Source organism: Microbacterium sp. C5A9 (assembly GCF_022627955.1).
Lineage (GTDB): Bacteria > Actinomycetota > Actinomycetes > Actinomycetales > Microbacteriaceae > Microbacterium.
Genome location: NZ_JABXGD010000005.1, coordinates 222,972 through 246,656, shown reverse-complemented (window position 1 = coordinate 246,656; position 23,685 = coordinate 222,972). Strand labels below are relative to the sequence as shown.

37 protein-coding genes are annotated in these 23,685 nt (G+C 66.6%); 1 reads left to right on the top strand and 36 read right to left on the bottom strand.

Going from position 1 to position 23,685, the window contains the following annotated elements; all coding sequences use genetic code 11:
* From HWD99_RS11425 to HWD99_RS11400, 6 genes are all read right to left on the bottom strand, one after another.
* On the bottom strand, positions 1-1,071 hold the full coding sequence (locus tag HWD99_RS11425; protein ID WP_241796346.1) for an AAA family ATPase: 1,071 nt from the start codon (positions 1,069-1,071) through the stop codon (positions 1-3).
* Positions 1,068-1,679: a nicotinamide riboside transporter PnuC gene (gene pnuC / locus HWD99_RS11420; protein WP_241796345.1), complete on the bottom strand. Its 612-nt coding sequence runs from the start codon at positions 1,677-1,679 to the stop codon at positions 1,068-1,070. The genes HWD99_RS11425 and pnuC overlap by 4 nt, the downstream gene beginning before the upstream one ends.
* Before the next feature lie 8 nt (positions 1,680-1,687).
* The gene (locus tag HWD99_RS11415) at positions 1,688-2,833 is read right to left on the bottom strand and encodes a UDP-N-acetylmuramate dehydrogenase (protein ID WP_374205464.1); all 1,146 of its coding nucleotides are present in this window, start codon (positions 2,831-2,833) and stop codon (positions 1,688-1,690) included.
* Positions 2,833-3,231, bottom strand: coding sequence for a MaoC/PaaZ C-terminal domain-containing protein (locus HWD99_RS11410; RefSeq protein ID WP_241796344.1), 399 nt, complete (start codon positions 3,229-3,231; stop codon positions 2,833-2,835). The genes HWD99_RS11415 and HWD99_RS11410 overlap by 1 nt, the downstream gene beginning before the upstream one ends.
* On the bottom strand, positions 3,231-3,686 hold the full coding sequence (locus HWD99_RS11405; RefSeq protein WP_241796343.1) for a MaoC family dehydratase N-terminal domain-containing protein: 456 nt from the start codon (positions 3,684-3,686) through the stop codon (positions 3,231-3,233). Before HWD99_RS11405 ends, HWD99_RS11410 begins: the two co-directional genes overlap by 1 nt.
* Positions 3,687-3,767: 81 nt before the next feature.
* Positions 3,768-4,565, bottom strand: coding sequence for a sulfite exporter TauE/SafE family protein (locus HWD99_RS11400; RefSeq protein WP_241796342.1), 798 nt, complete (start codon positions 4,563-4,565; stop codon positions 3,768-3,770).
* Positions 4,566-4,675: 110 nt separating this feature from the next.
* Between HWD99_RS11400 and HWD99_RS11395 the strand changes: the two genes are divergently transcribed.
* On the top strand, positions 4,676-6,250 hold the full coding sequence (locus HWD99_RS11395) for an AMP-binding protein (RefSeq protein ID WP_241796341.1): 1,575 nt from the start codon (positions 4,676-4,678) through the stop codon (positions 6,248-6,250).
* Positions 6,251-6,328: 78 nt separating this feature from the next.
* Here the strand turns inward: HWD99_RS11395 and rplQ are convergent, their stop codons facing one another.
* From rplQ to rpsJ, 30 genes are all read right to left on the bottom strand, one after another.
* Positions 6,329-6,877, bottom strand: coding sequence for a 50S ribosomal protein L17 (rplQ, locus tag HWD99_RS11390; protein ID WP_241796340.1), 549 nt, complete (start codon positions 6,875-6,877; stop codon positions 6,329-6,331).
* Positions 6,878-6,910: 33 nt separating this feature from the next.
* Positions 6,911-7,900 (bottom strand): DNA-directed RNA polymerase subunit alpha, encoded by a 990-nt coding sequence (locus tag HWD99_RS11385; protein WP_060927221.1) that lies wholly within the window; start codon positions 7,898-7,900, stop codon positions 6,911-6,913.
* Between the two features lie 133 nt (positions 7,901-8,033).
* Positions 8,034-8,432, bottom strand: a complete 399-nt coding sequence (gene rpsK, locus HWD99_RS11380; protein WP_017829189.1) for a 30S ribosomal protein S11 — start codon at positions 8,430-8,432, stop codon at positions 8,034-8,036.
* Between the two features lie 32 nt (positions 8,433-8,464).
* The gene (rpsM, locus tag HWD99_RS11375; protein WP_017829190.1) at positions 8,465-8,839 is read right to left on the bottom strand and encodes a 30S ribosomal protein S13; all 375 of its coding nucleotides are present in this window, start codon (positions 8,837-8,839) and stop codon (positions 8,465-8,467) included.
* 154 nt (positions 8,840-8,993) lie between these two features.
* A complete protein-coding gene (gene rpmJ, locus HWD99_RS11370; protein ID WP_005050492.1) occupies positions 8,994-9,110 on the bottom strand; it encodes a 50S ribosomal protein L36 in 117 nt (38 codons plus the stop codon).
* Between the two features lie 64 nt (positions 9,111-9,174).
* Positions 9,175-9,396: a translation initiation factor IF-1 gene (gene infA, locus HWD99_RS11365; RefSeq protein WP_028496510.1), complete on the bottom strand. Its 222-nt coding sequence runs from the start codon at positions 9,394-9,396 to the stop codon at positions 9,175-9,177.
* Positions 9,397-9,564: 168 nt separating this feature from the next.
* Entirely contained in the window at positions 9,565-10,233 is a 669-nt protein-coding gene (locus HWD99_RS11360; RefSeq protein ID WP_241796339.1) for a thioredoxin domain-containing protein, read from the bottom strand.
* Positions 10,234-10,385: 152 nt separating this feature from the next.
* Positions 10,386-11,234: a type I methionyl aminopeptidase gene (gene map, locus HWD99_RS11355; protein WP_241796338.1), complete on the bottom strand. Its 849-nt coding sequence runs from the start codon at positions 11,232-11,234 to the stop codon at positions 10,386-10,388.
* 8 nt (positions 11,235-11,242) lie between these two features.
* Positions 11,243-11,839, bottom strand: a complete 597-nt coding sequence (locus tag HWD99_RS11350) for an adenylate kinase (protein ID WP_241796337.1) — start codon at positions 11,837-11,839, stop codon at positions 11,243-11,245.
* Complete coding sequence (gene secY / locus HWD99_RS11345; RefSeq protein WP_241796336.1) at positions 11,836-13,158, bottom strand: preprotein translocase subunit SecY; 1,323 nt, start codon at positions 13,156-13,158, stop codon at positions 11,836-11,838. Before secY ends, HWD99_RS11350 begins: the two co-directional genes overlap by 4 nt.
* Before the next feature lie 102 nt (positions 13,159-13,260).
* A complete protein-coding gene (gene rplO / locus HWD99_RS11340; protein ID WP_241796335.1) occupies positions 13,261-13,890 on the bottom strand; it encodes a 50S ribosomal protein L15 in 630 nt (209 codons plus the stop codon).
* Positions 13,890-14,075, bottom strand: coding sequence for a 50S ribosomal protein L30 (gene rpmD / locus HWD99_RS11335; RefSeq protein ID WP_067121122.1), 186 nt, complete (start codon positions 14,073-14,075; stop codon positions 13,890-13,892). Before rpmD ends, rplO begins: the two co-directional genes overlap by 1 nt.
* Positions 14,075-14,773, bottom strand: coding sequence for a 30S ribosomal protein S5 (gene rpsE, locus HWD99_RS11330; protein WP_201471267.1), 699 nt, complete (start codon positions 14,771-14,773; stop codon positions 14,075-14,077). Before rpsE ends, rpmD begins: the two co-directional genes overlap by 1 nt.
* Positions 14,770-15,129, bottom strand: coding sequence for a 50S ribosomal protein L18 (rplR, locus tag HWD99_RS11325; protein ID WP_029260926.1), 360 nt, complete (start codon positions 15,127-15,129; stop codon positions 14,770-14,772). The genes rpsE and rplR overlap by 4 nt, the downstream gene beginning before the upstream one ends.
* 2 nt (positions 15,130-15,131) lie before the next feature.
* Complete coding sequence (rplF, locus tag HWD99_RS11320; protein WP_194765138.1) at positions 15,132-15,668, bottom strand: 50S ribosomal protein L6; 537 nt, start codon at positions 15,666-15,668, stop codon at positions 15,132-15,134.
* A gap of 6 nt (positions 15,669-15,674) precedes the next feature.
* Positions 15,675-16,073 (bottom strand): 30S ribosomal protein S8, encoded by a 399-nt coding sequence (gene rpsH, locus HWD99_RS11315; protein WP_194765137.1) that lies wholly within the window; start codon positions 16,071-16,073, stop codon positions 15,675-15,677.
* Between the two features lie 133 nt (positions 16,074-16,206).
* Positions 16,207-16,797 (bottom strand): 50S ribosomal protein L5, encoded by a 591-nt coding sequence (gene rplE / locus HWD99_RS11310; RefSeq protein WP_241796334.1) that lies wholly within the window; start codon positions 16,795-16,797, stop codon positions 16,207-16,209.
* Positions 16,797-17,156, bottom strand: a complete 360-nt coding sequence (gene rplX, locus HWD99_RS11305; RefSeq protein ID WP_067121114.1) for a 50S ribosomal protein L24 — start codon at positions 17,154-17,156, stop codon at positions 16,797-16,799. The genes rplE and rplX overlap by 1 nt, the downstream gene beginning before the upstream one ends.
* A gap of 3 nt (positions 17,157-17,159) precedes the next feature.
* Entirely contained in the window at positions 17,160-17,528 is a 369-nt protein-coding gene (gene rplN / locus HWD99_RS11300) for a 50S ribosomal protein L14 (RefSeq protein ID WP_053097479.1), read from the bottom strand.
* Positions 17,525-17,842: a 30S ribosomal protein S17 gene (rpsQ, locus tag HWD99_RS11295; protein ID WP_194765135.1), complete on the bottom strand. Its 318-nt coding sequence runs from the start codon at positions 17,840-17,842 to the stop codon at positions 17,525-17,527. Before rpsQ ends, rplN begins: the two co-directional genes overlap by 4 nt.
* A complete protein-coding gene (gene rpmC, locus HWD99_RS18550; RefSeq protein WP_194765134.1) occupies positions 17,842-18,159 on the bottom strand; it encodes a 50S ribosomal protein L29 in 318 nt (105 codons plus the stop codon). The genes rpsQ and rpmC overlap by 1 nt, the downstream gene beginning before the upstream one ends.
* Positions 18,159-18,578, bottom strand: coding sequence for a 50S ribosomal protein L16 (gene rplP, locus HWD99_RS11285; protein WP_056312870.1), 420 nt, complete (start codon positions 18,576-18,578; stop codon positions 18,159-18,161). The genes rpmC and rplP overlap by 1 nt, the downstream gene beginning before the upstream one ends.
* Entirely contained in the window at positions 18,578-19,333 is a 756-nt protein-coding gene (rpsC, locus tag HWD99_RS11280) for a 30S ribosomal protein S3 (protein WP_042538759.1), read from the bottom strand. The genes rplP and rpsC overlap by 1 nt, the downstream gene beginning before the upstream one ends.
* Positions 19,333-19,731 carry a 50S ribosomal protein L22 gene (gene rplV / locus HWD99_RS11275; RefSeq protein WP_194765133.1) on the bottom strand — a complete coding sequence of 133 codons (399 nt, stop codon included), beginning with the start codon at positions 19,729-19,731 and terminating at the stop codon, positions 19,333-19,335. The genes rpsC and rplV overlap by 1 nt, the downstream gene beginning before the upstream one ends.
* 25 nt (positions 19,732-19,756) lie before the next feature.
* The gene (gene rpsS, locus HWD99_RS11270) at positions 19,757-20,038 is read right to left on the bottom strand and encodes a 30S ribosomal protein S19 (protein ID WP_017829205.1); all 282 of its coding nucleotides are present in this window, start codon (positions 20,036-20,038) and stop codon (positions 19,757-19,759) included.
* 12 nt (positions 20,039-20,050) lie between these two features.
* Entirely contained in the window at positions 20,051-20,890 is an 840-nt protein-coding gene (rplB, locus tag HWD99_RS11265; RefSeq protein ID WP_067121105.1) for a 50S ribosomal protein L2, read from the bottom strand.
* Positions 20,891-20,910: 20 nt separating this feature from the next.
* Positions 20,911-21,234 carry a 50S ribosomal protein L23 gene (gene rplW / locus HWD99_RS11260; RefSeq protein ID WP_017829206.1) on the bottom strand — a complete coding sequence of 108 codons (324 nt, stop codon included), beginning with the start codon at positions 21,232-21,234 and terminating at the stop codon, positions 20,911-20,913.
* Positions 21,231-21,893 carry a 50S ribosomal protein L4 gene (rplD, locus tag HWD99_RS11255; protein ID WP_194765132.1) on the bottom strand — a complete coding sequence of 221 codons (663 nt, stop codon included), beginning with the start codon at positions 21,891-21,893 and terminating at the stop codon, positions 21,231-21,233. Before rplD ends, rplW begins: the two co-directional genes overlap by 4 nt.
* 2 nt (positions 21,894-21,895) lie before the next feature.
* Positions 21,896-22,555 (bottom strand): 50S ribosomal protein L3, encoded by a 660-nt coding sequence (rplC, locus tag HWD99_RS11250; protein WP_241796333.1) that lies wholly within the window; start codon positions 22,553-22,555, stop codon positions 21,896-21,898.
* Between the two features lie 8 nt (positions 22,556-22,563).
* Positions 22,564-22,872 (bottom strand): 30S ribosomal protein S10, encoded by a 309-nt coding sequence (rpsJ, locus tag HWD99_RS11245; protein WP_017201594.1) that lies wholly within the window; start codon positions 22,870-22,872, stop codon positions 22,564-22,566.
* Between the last annotated feature and the right edge of the window lie 813 nt (positions 22,873-23,685).

Genomic DNA, 23,685 nt, shown 5'->3' with positions numbered 1-23,685 from the left:
TCATCCTAACGACGAGCTCTCGGCGTCCCGCTGCAGCGCGCGCTGCTCGTCGACGGGCCGCGCTTCGAGGGGCAGAGCGAACCGCAGGTGCTCGGCCAGCAGCGGCGCGAGGGCGGATGCCGCGGCGTCCACCCGCTCCGGCACGCCGCCGCGCACCTCGATCCACGGCACCGGCTGCCCGGCGAGCACGTCACGGAAACGCTGCTGCATGTCGTGACGGATGTGCTCGCCGTCTCGCATGCCGTCCTGCTCGAACGGGATCTCGTCACCCGTGAGCACGTAGAGCAGCGGTCTGTGCGCCGCGGCGGCGTCGAACAGGCGCTGCGCGGTCGTGCCGACGTAGCGCTCGTGCCACAGTGCGGTCGCCAGGACGTCGGTGTCGCACACGAGCACAGGCAGGGGCACATCGCGCAGCGCCTGCGTCTCGAGGGCGATCTGCCGGTCGACGATCAGATCGAACTCGGGGCTCTGCCACGGCGCGGTGAGTCCGCCCTCACGCGTGACCGAGTGCTCGCGCCCGTACTCCGGCACCCAGAGCGTGCCGATCCTCTCGGCGAGAGCCGCGGCGAGGGTCGTCGATCCCGTCGACTCGGCGCCCAGCACGACGACGCGCGCGGTGAGCCAGGCGCGCACGGCCGGAGCGAGCTCATGCCAGTGTCCGGCGACATCGGCGCGGATCGCGGTGCCCGACACCGGATTGATGCGCCGTCCCTCGTCGATGCGCACCCAACGGGCGTCGAGCCGCCGGGCGAGCTCGCCGCCGTAGGCGTCGCACGAGAACACCGTGTCGACGGGACCGTCGAGCAGCGCCTCGATCACGGCCATGTGCTCATCCCACGCGGACTCCGAGTCGAAGTCGACGGGGGCGTCGTCCATCGCCGCCGCGACGCGCACACCAGGGTGCGACTCGCGGATCCAGTCGGCTCGGACGTCGAGCGGGATGGATTCGACCGAGGCGCCGAGCACCTGCACCGTGACCCGGTCGCTCTGCCTCTGGGCCTGGCGGATCAGGTGCGAATGGCCGCTGTGGAAGGGGTAGAACTTGCCGAGGACGAGGCCGTGACCGCTCATGCGCGTGCGGTCGCCGTATCCGGCGCTGCGACGCGCTCCTCGCCGGCGGCCCGCCGCCAGGACCGGTAGCCGATCACGCACAGTCCGATGAAGAGCAGATACAGCGCCGCGATGACCCACAGCCCCGCGGCGATCGAGAGGCCCACGAAGGCGATGTCGACGCAGATCCAGACGAACCAGTTCTCGATCCACTTGCGGTTCAGCATGTACTGCGCCACGAGGCTCGCGGCGGTCGTGGCGGCGTCCGCGATCGCCACCTGCGAGTCGGTGAACGTGGTCAGCACCCAGACGAGCACCACGGTGCCGACGAGTGCGGCGAGCGCGAGCCACGGCCACGCCCGGCTCGGCGTGCGTGCGACGTAGGTGCGACTCTGCTCGGCGCCGCGGGTCCACCGCCACCAGCCGTGCAGGCCCATGAGCAGGTACACGACCTGCAGCGCCGACGAGGCGTAGAGACCTGCCCCGACGAACACGACGAACAGCACGACGTTGTTCGCGATGCCGATCGGGTAGTTCCACACGTTACGGCGACCCGCCAGCCAGACGCACACGGCACCCGTGACGAAGCCGAGCACCTGCGGCCATTCGGCCTGGAGCCAGTCGAGCACGAGGCGGCCTACAGCTCGACGCCGAGCAGCACCGGCTCGGGCTGCAGCACCAGGCCGAACTCGGAGTGCACCCGGCTCTGGATGAATCGTGCGAGCTCGGCGACCTCGGCGGCGGTCGCTCCGCCCCTGTTGGTCAGCGACAGTGCGTGCTTGGTCGACACCGAGGCACGGGAGCGGGGCAGCTTGAACCCCTTGCGGATGCCCGCGTGCTCGATGAGCCAGGCGGCGCTGACCTTGACGTCGGGCGCCTCGACCTTCGAGGTCGGCACGAGACCGTCGTACGACGCGAGGGGGATGACGGTGACGGCGTCGAGGTCGGGGGCCACGGGCCAGCGCGGGCACTCGGGCGGCAGCGCGCGGGCCACCGCCTCCGGCACGATCGCGTTCTGGAAGAACGAGCCGACGCTGTGCGTGTCCGGGTCGTCGTCATCGAGCAGCATCCCCTTGGATGCGCGTGTGGCGAGGATGCGCTCGCGCACCCAGGCGAGGGGCACGGGAGCGTCGGAGTCGAGAGCGAGGGCGCGCCGCAGCTGCTCTCCGCGCACGATGCGCTCGCCGGCCACGAGCAGATCGACCGTGACCGAGAGGATCACCGCACGCCGCTCGGGAACGCTGCCGTAGTGGTGCTTCAGCACCGAGGTGCGGAAGCCGAGTCCCAGCTCGGATGCCGGGGCCACCGAGACCTCTCCCGTCGCCTCGTCGATGAGCTCGACCTCGACCAGCGTCTCCTGGATCTCCTGGCCGTACGCCCCGATGTTCTGCACGGGCGATGCGCCGACGGTGCCGGGGATGCCGCTCATGGCCTCGAGCCCTGCATAACCGTGCTCGACGGCGTAGGCGACCAGATCGTCCCAGCCGTGCCCTGCCTGCACACGCAGCCGGATGCGGCCCGCGTGCGGCGACGGCAGCTCCTCGATCCCCCGCGTGAGCACCCGGATCACGGTGCCCTCGAACGTGTCGTCCCCGATGAACAGGTTCGAGCCGCCGCCGAGGACGAACCACTCGTCTCCGCGTGCCCAGACATCGCGCAGCGCGGTGACGAGCTCGTCGGTCGTCGTGGCGTCCAGCATCCGCTCCGGCGCACCGCCGGTGCGCAGCGTCGTCAACGCCGACAGCCGCAGCGGCTCGACCTCGTGCAGCACGGCGTCACCCATCAGGCGGCGATGCGCAGCTGCGCCTTGACGAGCACGGTCGTCTCGCCGAACGTGACCTTGAGGTCGACGCGCGTGGCCGTCTCGTCGACGGCGCCCACCGTCGCGATCACGTGCAGGTCGGCGCCGTTCTCGGGGTCGACGACGACCGGCTTGGTGAAGCGGACGCCGTAGTCGAGGATGCGGGCGCTCGGCTCGAGGGCCGCGACGACCACCGATGAGGCGATCCCCATCGTGAGCATGCCGTGCGCCAGCACGCCGGGGAGCCCCACGGCGGCGGCGACGTCGTCGCGGTAGTGGATCGGGTTGAAGTCGCCCGACGCCCCCGCGTAGCGGACGAGCGACTCGCGGGTCAGGTGGACGGTGCGCTCGGCGATCACGTCTCCGACGGCGTACGGCATCACGCGGCTCCCTCTTCTGCGCCGACCAGCAGCACGCTGGTCGCCGTCACGACGTGCTCGCCCGCGGCGTCCGCGATCTGGGCCTCGCTCGTGATCATGGCGTTGCCGCCCATCATCCGGATGCCGGTGACGCGCAGCCGACCCGTGAGCTCGTCGCCGGCCACGATCGGCCGCGTGTACGAGAACTTCTGCTCGGCGTGGATCGTGCGCGCCAGGACGATGCCCGAGTCGGGTTCGGCGAGCAGCTGCTGCAGCGTGTGGTCCTGGATGACCATCGCGAAGGTCGGCGGCGCGACGACGTCGTCGAAGCCCGCGGCGCGCGCGGCCTCGACGTCGGTGTGCTGCGGGGCGTCCGCGAAGACGGCGCGCGCGAACTCGCGCACCTTCTCGCGTCCGACGAGGTAGGGGGTCGTCGGCGGGAACTCCCGGCCGACCAGATCTTGGTTCACTGCCACCCCTCGATCCTACTTTCTCGGCCGAGGGGCGCGGGGCAGAGAGGGCCGGATGTAAGTCGGTCGACGCCCGGACGCGGTGCGTCAGGCCGTGTGGCGGCCCTTGACCGCCTTGATCGCCATCTGCACCGCGATCACCACGAGATATGCCGCGAACAGCATGTTGCCCACGAGCGGGTCGATGAGCGTCGCGAGCCACGCGCCCAGTGCCGTGGTCGCGCACGCCGAGATGCCGACGAACGCGGCGGCCACGAGATCGACGTTGTGATTGCGCAGATTGCCGATCGTGCCCGAGATGGCGGTCGGGATCATCATGAGCAGCGACGTCCCCTTGGCGACCAGGTCGCTCGTGCCGAAGGCCAGCATCAGCACCGGCACCACGATCACACCGCCGCCGACGCCGATGAGGCCCGCGAGGACTCCGGTGCCGACACCCACCACGAGCAGCGCGAGGCCGTTGAGCAGCTGCAGCTCGAACTCGGCGTCGCGCGAGGGGATCACGAGGAACAGGCTGACGATCACGACGATGAGGAAGCCGACGAAGAACCACCGCAACACCGTCTGGGAGATCTTGGGGAGCAGCCGGGTGCCGATCTGGGCGCCCACCACGGCGCCGGCCGCGAGGATGAGCGCGGGGATCCACGCCACCGCCCCGTTGATCGCATACGAGACCACGCCGACGGTCGCCGTCGGCACGATCGCCGCGAGCGAGGTTCCGGCGCCGAGACGCTGGTTGAAGTGCAGGAACAGCACGAGCAGCGGGACGATCACGGTGCCGCCGCCGACGCCGAACAGGCCGGAGAGGAGGCCTGCGAGCAGGCCGATCCCGATGAAGGCGGTGTAGGCGCGAGGCCCTCTGCTCAGGGTCTCTGCGTCAGTCACCCGTCCACCCTACTCCTCGGGGAGCATTCACCTCTGGGACGCAGTCCCGGAGTATGCGACACTGGATCGCACCGACGACGACGATGTCGACCGGATCGAAGGAGATCTCCATGGTGCGCAGTTCCTATCCCGACGTCGAGATCCCCGCGGTCTCCATCCACGAGTTCCTGTTCGGCGACGTCGACGAGGATCGCCTCGACGCCGTCGCTCTCATCGACGGCGTCAGCGGTGCGACGACCACCTACCGGCAGCTGATCCGGCAGATCGACCTGTTCGCGGGGGCGCTGGCCGCTCGCGGAGTGGGCGTGGGCACCACGGTCGGCGTGCTGTGTCCGAACGTCCCCGCGTTCGCGACCGTGTTCCACGGCATCCTCCGCTCCGGTGCCACCGCGACGACCATCAACTCCCTCTACACGCCGGAGGAGATCGCCAACCAGCTGACCGATGCCGGTGCGACCTGGCTCGTCACCGTCTCGCCCCTTCTTCCCGGCGCGAGAGCGGCGGCGGACTCCCTCGGCATCGATGCGGATCGCATCATCGTGCTCGACGGCGCCGACGGACATCCGTCGCTCCCGGCCCTGCTCGGCGAGGGCCGTGCCGCACCGGAGGTGTCGTTCGACCCGGCGACCCATCTCGCCGTGCTTCCGTACTCGTCGGGCACCACCGGTCGCCCGAAGGGCGTGATGCTCACCCACCGCAACCTGATCGCGAACGTCAGCCAGTGCCGCTCCACGATCTCGCTCGGCGACGACGACCGTGTTCTCGCCGTGCTGCCCTTCTTCCACATCTACGGCATGACCGTGCTGCTGAACTTCGCCCTCCGTCAGCGCGCGGCGCTCGTGACGATGCCCAAGTTCGACCTCGCCGAGTTCCTCCGTGTCGTGCAGGAGCATCGCACCACCTGGGTGTTCATCGCCCCGCCGATCGCGGTCGCTCTGGCGAAGCATCCTCTCGTCGACCAGTACGACCTGTCTGCCGTCAAGGTGATCTTCTCGGGCGCCGCCCCGCTCGACGGATCACTCGCGTCGGCCGTCGAGACGCGCCTCGACTGCACCGTGTGCCAGGGATACGGAATGACCGAGACGAGTCCCGTGACGCACGCGATCCCCTACGACCGGGCCGACATCGACCGCTCGTCGGTCGGGATGCTGCTCGCGAACACCGAGGCCCGGCTCGTCGCGGAGGACGGCACCGACATCGAGGCACCCCGCGACGGCGCGAGCGACCCCGGCGAACTGCTGATCCGCGGACCCCAGGTCATGAAGGGCTATCTCAACCGGCCCGACGCGACGGCCGAGATGCTCGACGCCGACGGCTGGCTGCACACCGGCGACGTGGCGACGGTCACTCACGACGGCGTCTTCCGGATCGTCGATCGCCTCAAGGAGCTCATCAAGTACAAGGGCTACCAGGTCGCGCCCGCCGTGCTCGAGGCGGTGCTGCTCGAGCATCCCTCGATCGCGGATGCCGCGGTGATCGGCGCGCTCGACGACGACGGGCAGGAGGTGCCCAAGGCCTTCGTAGTGCGGCAGCAGGGTGCCGACCTCGATGCGGATGCCGTCATCGCCCACGTCGCGGCGCACGTCGCTCCGCACGAGAAGGTGCGGCAGGTGGAGTTCATCGACGCGATCCCGAAGTCGGCGTCGGGGAAGATCCTGCGAAAGGACCTGCGCGCTCGGGTCTGATCCGCCGCCCTCCCCCGTCGGGAACGACGAAGCCCGCCACCCCGGAAGGGGCGGCGGGCTTCGTCGTGAGCGAGGTCCTTACTCGGACTTCTTCTCCACAGCTTCCTCGGCGGCGGCCTCAGCAGCCTCGCCCTCGGCCTGCGACTCGGCGCCGGCGTCAGCCGCGGGAGCCTCCTCGACGGGAGCCTCCTCAGCCGGAGCCTCCTCGACGACCTCGGCGGGCTTGTCAGCCTTGGCAGCCTTCTTGGTCGACTTCGCCTTGGGGGTGACGGGCTCGAGAACGAGCTCGATCACGGCCATGGGAGCGTTGTCGCCCTTGCGGTTGCCGACCTTGGTGATACGGGTGTAGCCACCCTCGCGGTCTGCGACCAGCGGTGCGATCTCGGCGAACAGGGTGTGCACGACATCCTTGTCACCGATGACCGAGAGAACGCGACGACGAGCGTGCAGGTCTCCGCGCTTGGCGAAGGTGATCAGGCGCTCGGCGAGCGGACGCAGGCGCTTGGCCTTGGTCTCGGTCGTCTTGATCGACTTGTGGGTGTACAGCGCAGCCGCGAGGTTGGCAAGCAGCAGGCGCTCGTGTGCGGGGCCGCCTCCGAGGCGGGGACCCTTAGTGGGCTTGGGCATAATCGTCTAGCTCCTGGTCAGAAAGGTCGGGTATCAGAAGGACTCGTCTTCGCTGCCGCCGTAGAAGTGGGCGCCGTCGAAACCGGGCACCGAATCCTTGAGCGACAGACCGAGCGAGATGAGCTTGTCGCGCACCTCGTCGACCGACTTCTGGCCGAAATTGCGGATGTTCATGAGCTGCGTCTCCGACAGGGCGACGAGCTCAGAAACGGTGTTGATGCCCTCACGCTTCAGGCAGTTGTAAGAGCGGACCGACAGGTCGAGGTCCTCGATCGGCATCGACAGCTCGCTGGAGTTCACAGCCTCCACCGGCGCCGGGCCGATCTCGATGCCCTCGGCCTCGACGTTCAGCTCGCGTGCGAGGCCGAACAGCTCGGTGAGCGTCTTGGCAGCCGATGCGACGGCGTCGCGGGGGCTGATCGCCGACTTGGTCTCGACGTCGAGGACGAGCTTGTCGAAGTCGGTGCGCTCACCCGCACGGGTGGCGTCGACGCGGTAGCTGACCTTGAGGACCGGCGAGTAGATCGAGTCGATCGGGATCTGACCGGCCTCGGCGTACTCGTTGCGGTTCTGCGTCGCCGAGACGTAGCCACGGCCACGCTCGATCGTGAGCTCCAGCTCGAACTTCGCGGTCTCGTTGAGGGTCGCGATGACGAGCTCGGGGTTGTGCACCTCGACACCGGCCGGAGCCGAGATGTCAGCGGCGGTCACTTCGCCCGATCCGGTCTTACGGAGGTAAGCGGTGATGGGCTCGTCACGCTCGCTCGAGACCACGAGCTGCTTGATGTTGAGGATGATCTCGGTGACATCCTCCTTCACGCCGGGGATCGTGCTGAACTCGTGCAGCACGCCGTCGATGCGAACGCTGGTGACCGCGGCGCCGGGGATCGACGACAGCAGGCTGCGACGAAGCGCGTTGCCGATCGTGTATCCGAAGCCGGGCTCCAGAGGCTCGATGATGAACCGGCTCCGGTTCTCGACGATCTTTTCCTCGGTCAGTGTGGGACGCTGTGCAATAAGCACTCTGTGTTCCTTTCGATCACATGCCCGCTATATGACATGTGGTGGGGTGAGGTCTTGAGTTGTGGAAGTCGATGCCCGCTGGCGGGCGTCGAGCCGCTCGCACCCTGAGGCACGAGCGGCTCAACAAGCCGTGTCAGACGCGACGACGCTTCGGCGGGCGGCAGCCGTTGTGCGCCTGCGGGGTGACGTCCTGGATCGAGCCGACCTCGAGGCCAGCGGCCTGGAGCGAGCGGATCGCGGTCTCGCGGCCGGAGCCCGGACCCTTCACGAGGACGTCGACCTTCTTGACGCCGTGCTCCGCTGCCTGGCGGGCTGCGGACTCGGCAGCCATGCCGGCGGCGTACGGGGTCGACTTGCGGGAGCCCTTGAAGCCCACGCCACCCGACGATGCCCAGGCGATGACCGCGCCGGACGGGTCGGTGATCGAGACGATCGTGTTGTTGAACGTCGACTTGATGTGGGCCTGGCCCAGCGCGATGTTCTTCTTTTCCTTGCGGCGCGGCTTGCGCGCGGCGGCCTTGGGTGCAGCCATGAAAGTGTTCTCCTAGTCCCTGGGGCCGCTGCTTAGCGGGCCTTCTTCTTGCCGGCGACGGTGCGCTTCGGGCCCTTGCGGGTACGGGCGTTGGTCTTGGTGCGCTGACCGCGGACCGGGAGACCACGACGGTGGCGGATGCCCTCGTAGGAGCCGATCTCGACCTTGCGGCGGATGTCTGCGGCGACCTCGCGGCGCAGGTCACCCTCCACCTTGTAGTTGCCTTCGATGTGGTCGCGGAGGGCGATCAGCTGGTCGTCGCTGAGGTCCTTCACGCGGATGCTCTCGTCGATCTCGGTCGCCTTGAGGATCTCGACCGAGCGGGTACGGCCGACGCCGTAGATGTAGGTAAGGGCGATCACCACGCGCTTGTCGCGCGGGATGTCAACGCCGGCAAGACGTGCCATGCGGTTCTCCTGAGTGTTGTGGAGGTGTGGAGCAGGATCGGTGCTCGGGCCTCCGCCCCGAGGTGTCCCCCACTCGCGTGGGATCTGATCCTGCCGTTGTGTATTGAGTTGTGAGTCAGATCCGAAGAGTCCTGTCGGCGTGGCCGACAGGGATTCAGCCCTGGCGCTGCTTGTGGCGCGGGTTGCTCTTGCAGATCACCATGACGCGGCCGTGACGGCGGATCACCTTGCAGTGATCGCAGATGGGCTTGACGCTGGGGTTGACCTTCATGATGATTCCTGTTCGCTGTCTTCGTACCGCCCCGAGCTGGGGCAGGCCGTTACTTCTCGACCGATCAGCGGTAGCGGTAGACGATGCGGCCGCGGGTCAGGTCGTAGGGGCTGAGCTCCACGACCACGCGGTCCTCGGGGATGATGCGGATGTAGTTCTGCCGCATCTTTCCGGAGATCGTCGCCAGGACCTTGTGTCCGTTGGTGAGCTCAACACGGAACATCGCGTTGGGCAGAGCCTCGGAGATCACACCTTCGATCTCGATGACACCGTCTTTCTTAGCCATAGCCTCGCTGACGCTTCTGCAGACCGGTCGATCTGCGGTGGGTGATTGGGATTGCGGTACCGCGCCGATTCAGACACGCCGAATCAGGGCGCAAGGCACCAAAGATCTATGTTAGACGACGAAAGGAGTTCCGGCAACCTGAGCAGGATGCCGGAACTCCCGTCGATCTCAGCTGATCAGGTCAGTGAACGTCTTGAAGTCAGCCTGATTCTGCAGGTCCAGGCGCGTTCCGTTCACCTCGACAGTCGGGGTGCCGGAGATCTCGTGCTTATCGGCCTGCGCCTTGCCGAACTTCCGATACGTCTCGTCCGTGATGCAGGAGACTGCGTCGTCCGCACCGACCTGCGTCGCGAAGTCCGCAAGCTGCTCGGTCGTGAGACCGGAACCGTTCTCGGCGGGCTGGTTGTCGAACAGTGTCTTCGCGTAATCGAGGTACAGCTCGGGGGTCGACTCGGCGACGCACACCGCCGCGCCTGCAGAGCGCGACGAGTACTCGGTGCCCTGCGAGTAGCGATCGAGAATCGCGATGGGGTGGTAGTTGAGCGTGATGCGGCCGTCGGCGGCAGCGGTCTCGAGAGCTTCGCCGTACTGCTCCTCGAAGCTCTTGCAGACGGGGCACTGGAAGTCGACGAAGATGGACACCTCGTCCTCGCCCTCGCCGAACGAGATCGCGCCGGTCTCGGAGTTGAACGAGTCGTTTGCCGTGGGCGTTGCTCCCGGGTCGTTCGCCTGGTTGTTCAAGAGCACCACGACGGTGGCGAGCACGGCCAGCACGACCACGACCGCCGCCGACACTCCGATCACGAACCAGTTGGTGTTGCTCTTCGCGGCTGCCATGGGTTTCCGTTTCTGTCGGGGTCCGCGAGACGGCGGACCCGGCGTGAAGTCTGCGGGTGCATGCGCACCCATACACCCATTGTGCCCGGAGATTCCTATGTGCGCGTTGTGACTATCGCCCGACGGCGCACACGGGGCGCAGCGGCGTCGAGTCAGGCGATCGGAACCGGCACCACGCCGAAGGGCGCGAGGCCCGCTGCTCCCCCGTCAGGGGCCGTGAGCACCCAGATGCCGCCGGCGTGCAGAGCGACGCTGTGCTCCCAGTGCGATCCGTCGGTGCCGTCGACCGTCGAGACGGTCCAGTCGTCGTCCTCGACGAACGTCTCATCGCCTCCGGCGGTGACCATCGGCTCGATCGCGAGAACGAGTCCGGGCTTGACCTCGGCTCCGGGGTCGGGCGTGCGGTAGTTGAACACGCTCGGCGCCTCGTGCATCTTGCGGCCGATGCCGTGTCCGACGTATTCGCGCAGGATGCCGTAGGTCTTCCCCGAGACGGCAGAGGGACCCTGAGCCTCGATGTACCCCTGGATCGCGGCTCCGAGGTCACCCAGGTGGGAGGCGGACGCCATCGCGGCGATGCCGGCCCACATCGACCCCTCGGTCACGCGCGAGAGCTCGAGGCGCTGGGCGACGAGCTCCGGGCGGCTGTCGTCCGGGACGACGACCGTGATGGCGCTGTCGCCGTTCCAGCCCTGATACTGCGCGCCGCAGTCGATCGACACGATGTCACCGGCCTGGAGCACGCGCTCACCGGGGATGCCGTGAACGACCTCCTCGTTGACGGAGATGCAGGTCGTGTGCCGGTACCCGCGTACGAGCTGGAAGTTCGACTCCGCACCGCGCGCCAGGATCACCCGGTTCGCCTCGGCGTCGAGCTCGAGGGTCGTGACCCCCGGGCGGATCAGCGGTCGCACGGCATCCAGCGCCGCAGCCGTGATGAGACCGGGCTCGACCATGGCTCGCAGCTGAGCCGGCGTCTTGTAGATCGACTTGCGGAACATCGAACTGATCAGGCGGCGAGACGCAGGCCGCGCGCCGTGAGCGCCGCGAAGACGCGTTCGGTGATCTCGTCGAGGGAGCCCACACCGTCGATGCGGTCGACGATGCCACGGGCGCCGTAGACCTCGAGGATCGGAGCGGTCTCCTTCTCGTAGATGTCCAGACGGTGCGCGATCGCCTCGTCGGTGTCATCGGACCGGCCCTGCTCGGCAGCGCGCAGCTTCAGGCGCTCGATGCTCTCCTCGCGGGGGACGTCGAGCAGGATGACGGCATCCAGCGACTCGCCACGACCGGTGAGGTACTCCTCGAGGTGAGCGACCTGCGCGGTGTTGCGCGGGTAGCCGTCGAGGAGGAACCCGTTCGCCGCATCGTCCTGGGCGAGGCGATCGCGAACGATCTCACTCGTGAGCTCATCGGGAACCAGGTCGCCCTTGTCGAGGATCGCCGTGACCTGCTGGCCGAGGGGCGTGCCCTCCTTGATGTTCGCGCGGAAGATGTCTCCCGTCGACACCACCGGGATGCCGTACGACTCGGCGATGCGAACGCCCTGCGTGCCCTTGCCGGAACCCTGCGGGCCGACGATGAGAAGACGAGCGGATGCGGTCATCGGAGGAGCCCTTCGTAGTGACGCTGCTGCAGCTGTGCATCGATCTGCTTGACCGTCTCGAGACCGACACCCACGATGATGAGGATCGATGCGCCACCGAACGGGAAGTTCTGGTTGGCGCCGACGGTGGCGAGTGCGATCAGCGGGATGAGCGCGATCAGACCCAGGTAGATCGAGCCGGGCAGCGTGATGCGCGTGAGCACGTAGTCGAGGTACTCGGCGGTCGGACGACCGGCACGGATGCCGGGGATGAATCCGCCGTACTTCTTCATGTTGTCGGCGACCTCGACCGGGTTGAACGTGATCGCGACGTAGAAGTAGGTGAAGCCGATGATCAGCAGGAAGTACGCGATCATGTAGATCGGCTGGTCGCCGGTCGTGAAGTACGTCGAGATCCAGGTCACCCACGCGGCCGGCTCGGAGCCGTCCTGCGGAGTGTTGAACTGCGCGATCAGAGCGGGGATGTACAGCAGCGACGAGGCGAAGATCACGGGGATCACACCCGCCATGTTCACCTTGATCGGGATGTACGTGTTGGTGCCGCCGTACGTGCGACGACCCACCATGCGCTTGGCGTACTGCACGGGGATGCGTCGCTGCGACTGCTCGACGAACACGACGAGCCCCATCACGATGATTCCGACGGCGAGCACCATGAGGAAGACCTCGAAGCCGCGGCTCTCCCAGATGAGCCACATGGCTCCGGGGAACGTCGCCGCGATCGACGTGAAGATGAGGAGCGACATGCCGTTGCCGATGCCACGCTCGGTGACGAGCTCGGCGAACCACATGATGAGGCCGGTACCGGCGGTCATCGCCATGATGATGAGCAGCTGCGCCCACCAGACGTCGTTCGTGAGGAGGTTCTGGCACGCCGCGATCTCGGTGGTGCCGAAGAGCTGACCGCTGCGGGCGACCGTCACGAGGGTGGTCGACTGCAGCAGCGCGAGAGCGATGGTGAGGTAGCGCGTGTACTGGGTCAGCTTGGCCTGGCCGGCCTGACCCTCCTTGTGCAGCGCCTCGAAGTGCGGGATGACCACGCGGAGGAGCTGGGTGATGATCGTCGCGGTGATGTACGGCATGACGCCGAGGGCGAAGATCGAGAGCTGGAGGAGAGCGCCACCCGAGAAGAGGTTGACGAGTCCGAGAAGTCCCTCGGTGCCTGAGTTGAGAGCGAGGCACTCCTCGACGTTCGGGAAGTTCACGAACGGAGCGGGGACGTTGGAGCCGAGTCGGTAGATCGCGACGATGGCGAGGGTGAAACCGATCTTTCGACGCAGGTCTGGCGTGCGGAAGATCCGCGCGATGGCGCTAAACAAGGACGTGCCTCCTGAAAAGGTTGCCGATCCTGAGGGACGGCTGAAAGAACAGGCTAACCCATAAGAGGGGCCGGAGAATCTCCGACCCCTCTCATGACGTGGTTACTTGACGGATCCGCCGGCCGCCACGATCTTCTGCTCGGCAGAACCCGAGACCTTGTCGACCGCAACGGTGAGCTTCACGGCGATGTCGCCGTTTCCGAGAACCTTGACCTTCTCGTTCTTGCGAACGGCACCCTTGGCGACCAGGTCGGTGACGGTGACGTCGCCGCCCTGCGGGTACAGCTCCGCGAGCTTCTCCAGGTTCACGACCTGGTACTCGACGCGGAACGGGTTCTTGAAGCCGCGGAGCTTCGGGGTGCGCATGTGCAGAGGCATCTGCCCACCCTCGAAGCCGACGCGGACTGTGTTGCGAGCCTTGGTGCCCTTGGTACCGCGACCCGCGGTCTTACCCTTGGAGCCCTCACCGCGACCGACACGGGTCTTCGCGGTGTTGGATCCGGGGACCGGACGCAGGTGGTGGACCTTCAGCACGCCGGGGCGGGATGCCGGAGCATCCTTCTTCGGCGCAGCCTTCTTGGCAGCGGGCTTCTTGGCAGCAGCCTCCGTCTTGGTGCCTGCAGCAGCTGCGGGCGCCTTCTTGGCGGCGGGCTTCTTCTCGGCGGCCGCCTTGGGAGCAGCTGCCTTCTTCGGGGCCTTCTCGGCCTCGACGGCTTCGTTCTTCTCAGCCATTAGTCGATCTCCTCAACCTTGACGAGGTGCGCGACGGTCTTGACGTAGCCGCGCGTCTGCGCGTCGTCGGGGCGAACGGTGCTGTCACCGATGCGCTTGAGACCGAGCGAACGCAGCGTGTCGCGCTGGTTCTGCTTCTCACTCACCTTGGACTTGATCTGCGTGACCTTGAGCCGGGCGGCCATCAGGCACCTACCTTCTGTGCGGCGATGGCCTCGGCCTCGGCGCGGACAAGACGCGCGGGGGCGACCTGGTCGAACTCGAGGCCACGACGTGCGGCGACCGCACGGGGCTCCTCGAGCTGCTTCAGAGCCTCCACCGTCGCGTGCACGATGTTGATCGTGTTCGACGAACCGAGCGACTTCGACAGCACGTCGTGGATACCGGCGCACTCGAGCACGGCGCGGACCGGACCACCGGCGATGACACCGGTACCGGCAGCGGCCGGACGAAGCAGGACCACACCGGCGGCCGCCTCACCCTGCACCGGGTGCGGGATGGTGCTGCCGACGCGCGGAACGCGGAAGAAGTTGCGCTTGGCCTCTTCGACACCCTTCGAGATGGCCAGGGGCACCTCACGGGCCTTGCCGTAGCCGACGCCCACCAGGCCGTTGCCGTCGCCGACGACCACGAGAGCGGTGAAGCTGAAGCGACGACCACCCTTCACGACCTTCGAGACGCGGTTGATGGTGACGACGCGCTCGAGGAACTGGTTGTCCCCACGGTCACGCGAGTTGCGGTCACGACCACCCTGGTTGCGGTCACCACGGCCACCGCCGCGGCGGTTGTCGCGCTGAGACGGCTCTGCCTGCGTGGTGCCGGCGGCAGTCTCGGAAGTGGCAGCAGCCGCTTCGGTCACTTCGTTCTCCTTGTTGTCACTCACAGTGCCAGACCCCCCTCGCGGGCGCCGTCGGCGATGGCGGCGACACGACCTGCGTAGCGGTTGCCGCCACGGTCGAACACTGCCTCGGAAACGCCTGCAGCCTTCGCACGCTCGGCGAGAAGCTCGCCGACCTTGCGGGCCTTGGCGGTCTTGTCACCCTCGAGCGAGCGCAGGTCGGTCTCGAGCGTCGATGCCGACGCGACGGTGTGACCCTTGCTGTCGTCGACAAGCTGCACGAAGACGTGGCGAGCCGAACGGTTGACGACGAGGCGCGGACGCACCTCGGTGCCGACGACCTTCTTGCGAAGGCGGGCGTGACGACGCGCGCGGGCGTCAGACTTTGACTTGAGAGCCATGGTTACTTACCACTCTTTCCGGCCTTGCGACGCACGTTCTCGCCGGCGTAGCGCACGCCCTTGCCCTTGTACGGCTCGGGCTTGCGGATCTTGCGGATGTTGGCAGCTGCCTCGCCGACAGCCTGCTTGTCGATCCCGCTGACGGTGAGCTTGTTGGTGCCCTCGACCGTGAGCGTGATGCCGGCGGGCGGGTCGATCAGGACCGGGTGCGAGAAGCCCAGGGCGAACTCGACCGAGCTGCCCTTCTGAGCCACGCGGTAACCGGTGCCGACGACCTCGAGACCCTTGGTGTAGCCCTGGGTCACGCCGATGATGTTGTTGTTGATGAGAGTGCGGGTCAGGCCGTGGAGCGACCGCGACTCGCGCTCGTCGTCGGGGCGGGTGACGAGAACCTGGTTCTCCTCGACCGCGACCTCGATGGGGTTGGCGACCGTCAGGGTGAGCTCACCCTTGGGGCCCTTCACCGCGACCTCACGGCCGGTGACCGAAACGGTCACGCCCGCGGGAACGTCGATGGGAAGTCGTCCGATACGCGACATGTTCGATTACCACACGTAGGCGAGAACTTCTCCGCCCACGCCCTTCTGCTCTGCCTGACGGTCGGTGAGAAGACCGGAGGAGGTGGACAGGATGGCCACGCCGAGGCCGCCGAGGACCTTGGGGAGCTCGGTGGACTTCGCGTAGACGCGGAGGCCGGGCTTCGACACGCGCTTGATGCCCGCGATCGAACGCTCGCGGTTGGGGCCGTACTTCAGCTGAAGCGTGAGGTTCTGTCCCACGCGAGCCTCGGAGGTCTCCCAGCCGGCGATGTAGCCCTCCTGCTGGAGGATGTCGGCGATGTGCGTCTTGAGCTTGCTCGACGGCAGCGTCACGGAATCGTGGTGCGCCGAGTTCGCGTTGCGCAGACGGGTCAGCAGATCTGCGACCGGGTCTGTCATTGTCATTGGTGTTTTCCTTTGTTCATACGGTTCCGGCTGCCGTTACACGACAGACGGCCTGCGATGAGCACGCAATCTTCGATTGTACGTGCAATTCGACGGGCTCAGTGACCACTGGCCGCTGAGCCCGTCGAAGGTGCTACGCCTGGGCGTCTTCCGACCGGAACGGGAAGCCGAGGTGACGCAGCAGAGCGCGACCCTCGTCATCCGTCTTCGCGGTGGTCACGACGGTGATGTCGAAACCGCGAACCCGGTCGATCTTGTCCTGGTCGATCTCGTGGAACACGCTCTGCTCCTGGAGACCGAAGGTGTAGTTGCCGTTGCCGTCGAACTGCTTGGCCGACAGTCCGCGGAAGTCGCGGATGCGGGGCAGTGCGAGCGAGACCAGGCGGTCCACGAACTCCCACGCACGGTCACCGCGGAGGGTGACGTGCGCGCCGATGGCCTGACCCTCGCGCAGCTTGAACTGCGCGATGGACTTGCGAGCCTTCGTGACGATCGGCTTCTGGCCGGTGATCTTGGTGAGGTCGTCGACCGCACCATCGATCACCTTGCTGTCACGAGCTGCCTCGCCGACACCGGTGTTCACGACGACCTTGACCAGGCCGGGGATCTGCATGACGTTGGCGTAGCCGAACTCGTCCTGCAGAGCCTTCTTGATCTCGGCGTTGTACTTCGCCTTCAGGCGGGGCTGGATCTTGCCAGCCACCGCAGCGTCGGTCGATGCCATCAGAGGTCCTTACCGCTCTTCTTCGCGTAGCGCACGCGGACGGTGCGCTTGACGCCGTCCTTGGTCTGCTCCTCGACCCGGTGGCCGACCTTGGTCGGCTTCTTGGTCGAGGGGTCGACGAGTGCGACGTTCGAGATGTGGATGGACGCCTCGACGGTCTCGAGGCCTCCCGTCTTGGTGCCACGCTGCGTCTGACCGACGCGCGTGTGCTTGGTGACGTAGTTCACGCCTTCGACGATGACGCGGTTCTTCTCAGCAAGGACCTCGAGGACCTTGCCCTGCTTGCCGCGGTCGCCGCCACGCTCCTGCGTGGCTCCGGTGATGACCTGAACCAGGTCACCCTTCTTGATCTTCGCCATGACTTAAATAACCTCCGGCGCGAGCGAGACGATCTTCATGAACTTCTTGTCGCGAAGCTCACGACCGACCGGTCCGAAGATACGGGTGCCGCGGGGCTCCCCGTCGTTCTTCAGGATGACGGCGGCGTTCTCGTCGAACTTGATGTACGAGCCGTCGGGACGACGCGTGGACTTGACCGTGCGGACGATGACGGCCTTGACCACATCGCCCTTCTTGACGTTTCCGCCGGGGATCGCGTCCTTGACGGTCGCGACGATCGTGTCACCCAGACCGGCGTAACGACGACGCGAGCCGCCGAGAACACGGATGGTGAGCAGCTCCTTCGCGCCGGTGTTGTCGGCGACCTTGAGGCGAGACTCCTGCTGAATCACTTGGCCTTCTCCAGAATCTCCACCAGACGCCAGCGCTTCGTGGCGCTCAGCGGGCGGGTCTCGTTGATCAGGACGAGGTCGCCGATGCCGGCGGAGTTCGCCTCATCGTGCGCCTTGACCTTCGAGGTGCGGCGGATGACCTTGCCGTAAAGCGGGTGCTTCACGCGGTCCTCGACCTCGACCACGATGGTCTTGTCCATCTTGTCGCTGACGACGTAGCCACGACGCGACTTGCGGTAGCCACGGGCGTCCTCGTCGCGGACGTCGTGTGCGGCGTGCTCAGCCTCGACTGCGGCTTCCTTCTTGGTGGCCATCACTCAGCCTCTTCCTTCACGGCGTCGTCGGCGGCATCCGCCTTCTTCGCCTTCGACTTGGACGCCTTCTTGGCCGGGACCTCGACCGGAGCGGGCGTCGCACGGATGCCCAGCTCGCGTTCGCGGATCACGGTGTAGAGACGCGCGATGTCGCGCTTGACGGCGCGGATGCGGCCGTGGCTCTCCAGCTGGCCGGTGGCCGACTGGAAACGGAGGTTGAACAGCTCCTCCTTGGCCTTACGCAGCTCCTCAACGAGGCGCTGGTCTTCGAACGTGTCGAGCTCTGCCGGAGCGAGCTCCTTGGTGCCGATCGCCATTACGCGTCGCCCTCCTCGCGCTTGATGATGCGTGCCTTGAGAGGCAGCTTGTGAATGGCACGGGTCAGTGCCTCGCGAGCGAGTTCCTCGCTCACGCCGGAGACCTCGAAGAGGACGCGACCCGGCTTGACGTTGGCGACCCACCACTCGGGGGAACCCTTACCGGAACCCATGCGGGTCTCAGCAGGCTTCTTGGTGAGGGGACGGTCGGGGTAGATGTTGATCCACACCTTGCCGCCACGCTTGATGTGACGCGTGACCGCGATACGAGCGGACTCGATCTGACGGTTCGTCACGTAGGCAGGCGTGAGCGCCTGGATGCCGTACTCGCCGAAGGAGACCTTCGTGCCACCGGTCGCCTGGCCGCTACGGCCGGGGTGGTGCTGCTTACGGAACTTGACCTTGCGGGGAATAAGCATCAGGCAGACGCTCCTTCTGCGACAGGGGCCTCGTTACGCGGCGCGCGGCGGCGGTCGCCACCACGGTCGTCACGACGGGACTTCGGTGCGTTGGCCTGCTCGCGAGCAAGCTCCTTGTTGGTCAGGTCGCCCTTGTAGATCCAGACCTTCACGCCGATGCGGCCGAAGGTGGTCTTCGCCTCGTAGAAGCCGTAGTCGATGTTCGCGCGCAGCGTGTGCAGCGGCACACGACCCTCGCGGTAGAACTCCGAGCGGCTCATCTCGGCGCCGCCGAGGCGGCCGGAGACCTGGATGCGGATGCCCTTGGCACCAGCGCGCTGCGCGCCCTGGAGACCCTTGCGCATCGCACGACGGAACGCCACGCGAGCAGACAGCTGCTCGGCGATGCCCTGTGCGACGAGCTGAGCGTCGGCCTCGGGGTTCTTGACCTCGAGGATGTTCAGCTGGATCTGCTTGCCCGAGAGCTTCTCGAGGTCGCCGCGGATGCGCTCGGCCTCGGCGCCACGACGACCGATCACGATGCCCGGACGGGCGGTGTGGATGTCGACGCGGACGCGGTCACGGGTGCGCTCGATCTCGATGTTCGAGACACCGGCGCGGTCGAGCTGCGTCTTCAGCAGGTTGCGGATCTTGATGTCCTCGGCGACGTAGTCGGCGTAACGCTGACCGGGCTTCGTCGAGTCCGAGAACCAGCGCGACACGTGGTCCGTGGTGATGCCGAGGCGGAAGCCGTACGGGTTTACCTTCTGTCCCATTACTTGCTCGCCTTCTTGTTGCTGTCGCTTGCGGCAGCCGGGGCTGCAGCAGGCGTCGAGAGCACGACCGTGATGTGGCTCGTGCGCTTCTTGATCTGGAAAGCGCGACCCTGTGCACGGGGCTGGAAACGCTTGAGCGTCGTGCCCTCGTCGACGTAGGCGTTAGCCACGTACAGGTCCTGCTCGTCGAGGTACTCGCCGTCACGATCCGCCTTGACCTGCGCGTTGGCCATGGCCGACGCGACAAGCTTGTAGATCGGCTCACTGGCGCTCTGCTGTGCGAACTTCAGGATCGCCAGAGCCTCCTGGGCCTGCTTGCCCTTGATGAGCGCGACGACACGACGAGCCTTCTGAGGGGTCACGCGGATGTGTCGCACGCGTGCGATGGACTCCACCATTTCTCTCTCCTCTATCGCCCCCGCGTCAGCGGCGGCGGCCCTTCTTGTCGTCCTTCTCGTGGCCGCGGAAGGTGCGGGTGGGCGCGAACTCGCCCAGCTTGTGGCCGACCATGGTCTCCGACACAAACACGGGGATGTGCTTGCGACCGTCGTGGACCGCGATCGTGTGTCCCAGCATGGCCGGGATGATCATCGACCGGCGGGACCAGGTCTTGATGACGTTCTTCGTGCCGGCTTCGTTCTGCACGACCACCTTGCGAAGCAGGTGATCGTCGACGAAGGGGCCCTTCTTAAGACTGCGAGGCATCTTCTCTTACTCCTACTTACGCTTCTTGCCGGCGTTACGACGACGCACGATGTACTTGTCGCTTTCCTTGTTGGCGTGACGGGTGCGACCCTCAGCCTGGCCCCACGGGGAGACGGGGTGACGTCCACCGGACGTCTTGCCCTCACCACCACCGTGCGGGTGGTCGACCGGGTTCATCGCGACACCACGGACGGTCGGGCGGACGCCCTTCCAGCGCATGCGGCCGGCCTTACCCCAGTTGATGTTCGACTGCTCGGCGTTTCCGACCTCGCCGATGGTCGCGCGGCAGCGCGCATCGACGTTGCGGATCTCGCCCGAGGGCAGACGCAGCTGAGCGAAGTTGCCATCCTTGGCGACGAGACGGACGGATGCACCGGCCGAACGTGCCATCTTCGCGCCGCCACCGGGACGGAGCTCGATCGCGTGGATGACGGTACCCGTCGGGATGTTCTTCAGCGGGAGGTTGTTGCCCGGCTTGATGTCAGCGCCGGCACCCGACTCGACGACGTCGCCCTGCTTCAGCTTCGCCGGCGCGAGGATGTAGCGCTTCTCGCCGTCGAAGTAGTGCAGCAGCGCGATGCGCGCGGTGCGGTTGGGGTCGTACTCGATGTGAGCGACCTTGGCGTCCACGCCGTCCTTGTCATTGCGACGGAAGTCGATGACGCGGTACTGGCGCTTGTGGCCACCACCGATGTGACGGGTCGTGATGCGGCCCTGGTTGTTGCGACCACCGGTCTTCGAGAGCGGGCGCAGCAGCGACTTCTCCGGCGTCGATCGAGTGATCTCGGCGAAGTCAGCCACCGACGAGCCGCGACGGCCCGGGGTCGTGGGCTTGTACTTGCGAATAGCCATTATTGTCCTTATCCCCCGGATCAGCCGATTGCCGTGAAGATGTCGATGGTGCCCGACTTCAGGGTGACGATGGCGCGCTTGGTGTCCTTGCGCTTGCCGGTGCCGAAGCGGGTGCGACGAGCCTTGCCGACGCGGTTGAGGGTGTTGACCCCTGCGACCTTGACGCCGAAGATCTTCTCGATGGCGAGCTTGATCTCGGTCTTCGAAGCGCGCGGGTCCACGAGGAAGGTGTACTTACCCTCGTCGATGAGACCGTAGCTCTTCTCGGACACGACCGGCTTCAGGATGATGTCGCGCGGGTCCTTGTTCAGGGCCGTCTGGAGAACAGATGCCTGCTCGCTCATGCGGAGACCTCCTGGTTGGCGCCGGACTTCGAGGCGATGAAGCCCTCGAGCGCGGCCTGGGTGAAGACGATGTCGTCGGAGACGAGCACGTCGTAGGCGTTGAGCTGGTCGAACGTCAGCACGTGCAGGTTCGACAGGTTGCGGATGCTCTTCAGCGTCACGTCGTCGTTGCGCTCGATCACCACGAGCACGTTCTTCGACGAGACGACGTTGGTGAGGAAGTTCACCGCGGTCTTGGTCGAAGGCGTGCCGTCGATGCCGAACGACTCGATGGCGTGGATGCGCTCACCGCGGAAGCGGTCGCTGAGCGCGCCCAGGAGGGCGGCGGCGATCATCTTCTTGGGGGTGCGCTGCGAGTAGTCGCGCGGCTTGGGGCCGTGCACGATTCCACCACCGGTCATGTGCGGCGCGCGGATGGAGCCCTGACGGGCGTTACCCGTGCCCTTCTGCTTGAAGGGCTTGCGGCCGGCACCCGAGACCTCACCGCGACGCTTGGTCGAGTGGGTTCCCTGGCGAGCCGCCGCGAGCTGCGCGACGACGACCTGGTGGATGAGCGGGATGTTCGTCTTGGCGTCGAACAGCGCGGCGGGAAGCTCGATCGAGCCAGCCTTCTTGCCGTCTGCCTTGAGGACGTCAAGCGCGAGAGTGGAGTCAGCCATGATCAGGCACCCTTCACTGCGTTGCGGACGTAGACGATGCGGCCACGAGCACCGGGGACGGCGCCCTTGACGAGCAGCAGACCCTTCTCGATGTCGACGGCGTGCACCGTGAGGTTGAGGACGGTCACGCGCTCGCCACCCATACGGCCGGCCATGCGCATGCCCTTGAAGACGCGGCTCGGGGTCGACGATGCGCCGATGGAGCCGGGCTTGCGGTGGTTGCGGTGCGAACCGTGCGATGCCGAGACGCCCTTGAAGTTGTGACGCTTCATGACACCGGCGAAGCCCTTGCCCTTGCTCGTGCCGACGACGTCGACGAGCTGTCCGGCCTCGAAGGTTCCGTCGACCGTGAGCTCCTGGCCCAGGGTGTAGTCGCCGGCGTCCGCGGTGCGGATCTCGGTGACGTGACGGCGCGGCGTGACGCCGGCAGCCTCGAAGTGAGCGGAGAGCGGCTTGTTCACCTTGCGGGGGTCGATCTGACCGTAGGCGATCTGAACGGCCTTGTAGCCGTCCTTCTCGGGGGTACGGATCTGCGTGACCACGTTCGGCGAGAGCTCGATGACGGTGACCGGAACGAGCTTGCCGTTCTCGGACCACACCTGGGTCATGCCGAGCTTGGTGCCGAGCATGCCCTTGGAAATCTTTGCGTTGATGTCAACCATGTCGAACCTCAGAGCTTGATCTCGATGTTGACATCGGCAGGCAGGTCGAGACGCATCAGCGAGTCGACGGCCTTGGGCGTCGGGTCGACGATGTCGATCAGACGCTTGTGGGTGCGCATCTCGAAGTGCTCGCGGCTGTCCTTGTACTTGTGCGGCGACCGGATGACGCACACGACGTTCTTCTCGGTCGGAAGGGGCACGGGACCGACGACAGTTGCGCCCGCACGGGTCACGGTGTCGACGATCTTGCGTGCGGACGTGTCGATGACCTCGTGGTCATACGACTTCAGGCGAATGCGGATCTTCTGTCCCGCCATTGTCTGCTCTCTCTCTTTAGGCGTCTTACCGTCCGGGGCCGGGTGACCCTGGGGCATTGGACGCACGTCGGCGCTGTTCGCGCCTCGGCACTCGAACGACTCTCGCGAGCCGATCTGCTGCACCACTGTTCTGCTGTCATCCCGCTCGCCTCTCAGCGAGCGGATGTCCGACCTCCGCCGCGCACGGCGAAGCCCTCGTGATGAAGATGTCGGGATCGTTCTGCCACCCGCGGCCTAGGTCCCTGCGCGTCTGCGCCGCCTATGCACTGTCGTGATGGTGATCCGGCCCACGCTGAGCGCGCCGGAATGTCGAACCTGTCTATTCTGCCATGGCGGATTTCCCTTGTGCAAACCCGGGCGTGTCGCGTTTGCTGAGCATCCGTTGGGCATGCCCCCGCGGCCCCGGGCTGAGTGCCTCGGAACCACGCCTCCGACCGTCAGAGAGTCGGAGAGAGCGGGGCGAGGCATCCCCATGCCTCGCCCCGCTTGGGGAGGGCGTTCGGTGCGAGGGGGCACACCGAACGCGAGGAGTCCGGCGTGAAGGGACGCCGTCTTCCTCGATCGAGGGCGCGGCGGAGTGACCGCCGCGCAGGCGGGAAGACGCTCAGGCGCACAGAGTGCGCGCGTCGCATGATGATCCCCAAAATCATTTCCCCAGTTTGTCGCGGCGAACCGCGTGATTCGGGAGGTCGAACCCCTTCGACGTCCCTGACCGCGCATTCCCCAGGCGGTCGTTCCAATCCTAGGGGATGGGAAGGCTGAAACGCGATACCGCCGAGCCGAATACCGGGTACCGGATGCAGAAGGGCGGCG

Excerpts from the sequence above, each read along its gene's own strand:
- HWD99_RS11425 (WP_241796346.1), bottom strand. The coding sequence starts at position 1,071 with ATGAGCGGTCACGGCCTCGTCCTCGGCAAGTTCTACCCCTTCCACAGC.
- HWD99_RS11415 (WP_374205464.1), bottom strand. The coding sequence starts at position 2,833 with ATGGGTGACGCCGTGCTGCACGAGGTCGAGCCGCTGCGGCTGTCGGCG.
- HWD99_RS11410 (WP_241796344.1), bottom strand. The coding sequence starts at position 3,231 with ATGCCGTACGCCGTCGGAGACGTGATCGCCGAGCGCACCGTCCACCTG.
- HWD99_RS11395 (WP_241796341.1), top strand. The coding sequence starts at position 4,676 with ATGGTGCGCAGTTCCTATCCCGACGTCGAGATCCCCGCGGTCTCCATC.
- rplQ (WP_241796340.1), bottom strand. The coding sequence starts at position 6,877 with ATGCCCAAGCCCACTAAGGGTCCCCGCCTCGGAGGCGGCCCCGCACAC.
- rpsK (WP_017829189.1), bottom strand. The coding sequence starts at position 8,432 with ATGGCTGCACCCAAGGCCGCCGCGCGCAAGCCGCGCCGCAAGGAAAAG.
- rpsM (WP_017829190.1), bottom strand. The coding sequence starts at position 8,839 with ATGGCACGTCTTGCCGGCGTTGACATCCCGCGCGACAAGCGCGTGGTG.
- rpmJ (WP_005050492.1), bottom strand. The coding sequence starts at position 9,110 with ATGAAGGTCAACCCCAGCGTCAAGCCCATCTGCGATCACTGCAAGGTG.
- infA (WP_028496510.1), bottom strand. The coding sequence starts at position 9,396 with ATGGCTAAGAAAGACGGTGTCATCGAGATCGAAGGTGTGATCTCCGAG.
- HWD99_RS11360 (WP_241796339.1), bottom strand. The coding sequence starts at position 10,233 with ATGGCAGCCGCGAAGAGCAACACCAACTGGTTCGTGATCGGAGTGTCG.
- map (WP_241796338.1), bottom strand. The coding sequence starts at position 11,234 with ATGTTCCGCAAGTCGATCTACAAGACGCCGGCTCAGCTGCGAGCCATG.
- HWD99_RS11350 (WP_241796337.1), bottom strand. The coding sequence starts at position 11,839 with ATGACCGCATCCGCTCGTCTTCTCATCGTCGGCCCGCAGGGTTCCGGC.
- rplO (WP_241796335.1), bottom strand. The coding sequence starts at position 13,890 with ATGGCTGAGAAGAACGAAGCCGTCGAGGCCGAGAAGGCCCCGAAGAAG.
- rpmD (WP_067121122.1), bottom strand. The coding sequence starts at position 14,075 with ATGGCCGCCCGGCTCAAGGTCACGCAGATCAAGTCCAAGGTGAGTGAG.
- rplR (WP_029260926.1), bottom strand. The coding sequence starts at position 15,129 with ATGGCTCTCAAGTCAAAGTCTGACGCCCGCGCGCGTCGTCACGCCCGC.
- rplF (WP_194765138.1), bottom strand. The coding sequence starts at position 15,668 with ATGTCGCGTATCGGACGACTTCCCATCGACGTTCCCGCGGGCGTGACC.
- rpsH (WP_194765137.1), bottom strand. The coding sequence starts at position 16,073 with ATGACAATGACAGACCCGGTCGCAGATCTGCTGACCCGTCTGCGCAAC.
- rplE (WP_241796334.1), bottom strand. The coding sequence starts at position 16,797 with ATGGCATCGACCGACGCTGCGGTGGCTGGCAAGATCCAGCCCCGCCTG.
- rplX (WP_067121114.1), bottom strand. The coding sequence starts at position 17,156 with ATGGCGAAGATCAAGAAGGGTGACCTGGTTCAGGTCATCACCGGAGCC.
- rpsQ (WP_194765135.1), bottom strand. The coding sequence starts at position 17,842 with ATGGCCACCAAGAAGGAAGCCGCAGTCGAGGCTGAGCACGCCGCACAC.
- rpmC (WP_194765134.1), bottom strand. The coding sequence starts at position 18,159 with ATGGCGATCGGCACCAAGGAGCTCGCTCCGGCAGAGCTCGACACGTTC.
- rplP (WP_056312870.1), bottom strand. The coding sequence starts at position 18,578 with ATGCTTATTCCCCGCAAGGTCAAGTTCCGTAAGCAGCACCACCCCGGC.
- rpsC (WP_042538759.1), bottom strand. The coding sequence starts at position 19,333 with ATGGGACAGAAGGTAAACCCGTACGGCTTCCGCCTCGGCATCACCACG.
- rplV (WP_194765133.1), bottom strand. The coding sequence starts at position 19,731 with ATGGTGGAGTCCATCGCACGCGTGCGACACATCCGCGTGACCCCTCAG.
- rpsS (WP_017829205.1), bottom strand. The coding sequence starts at position 20,038 with ATGCCTCGCAGTCTTAAGAAGGGCCCCTTCGTCGACGATCACCTGCTT.
- rplB (WP_067121105.1), bottom strand. The coding sequence starts at position 20,890 with ATGGCTATTCGCAAGTACAAGCCCACGACCCCGGGCCGTCGCGGCTCG.
- rplW (WP_017829206.1), bottom strand. The coding sequence starts at position 21,234 with ATGAGCGAGCAGGCATCTGTTCTCCAGACGGCCCTGAACAAGGACCCG.
- rplD (WP_194765132.1), bottom strand. The coding sequence starts at position 21,893 with ATGGCTGACTCCACTCTCGCGCTTGACGTCCTCAAGGCAGACGGCAAG.
- rplC (WP_241796333.1), bottom strand. The coding sequence starts at position 22,555 with ATGGTTGACATCAACGCAAAGATTTCCAAGGGCATGCTCGGCACCAAG.
- rpsJ (WP_017201594.1), bottom strand. The coding sequence starts at position 22,872 with ATGGCGGGACAGAAGATCCGCATTCGCCTGAAGTCGTATGACCACGAG.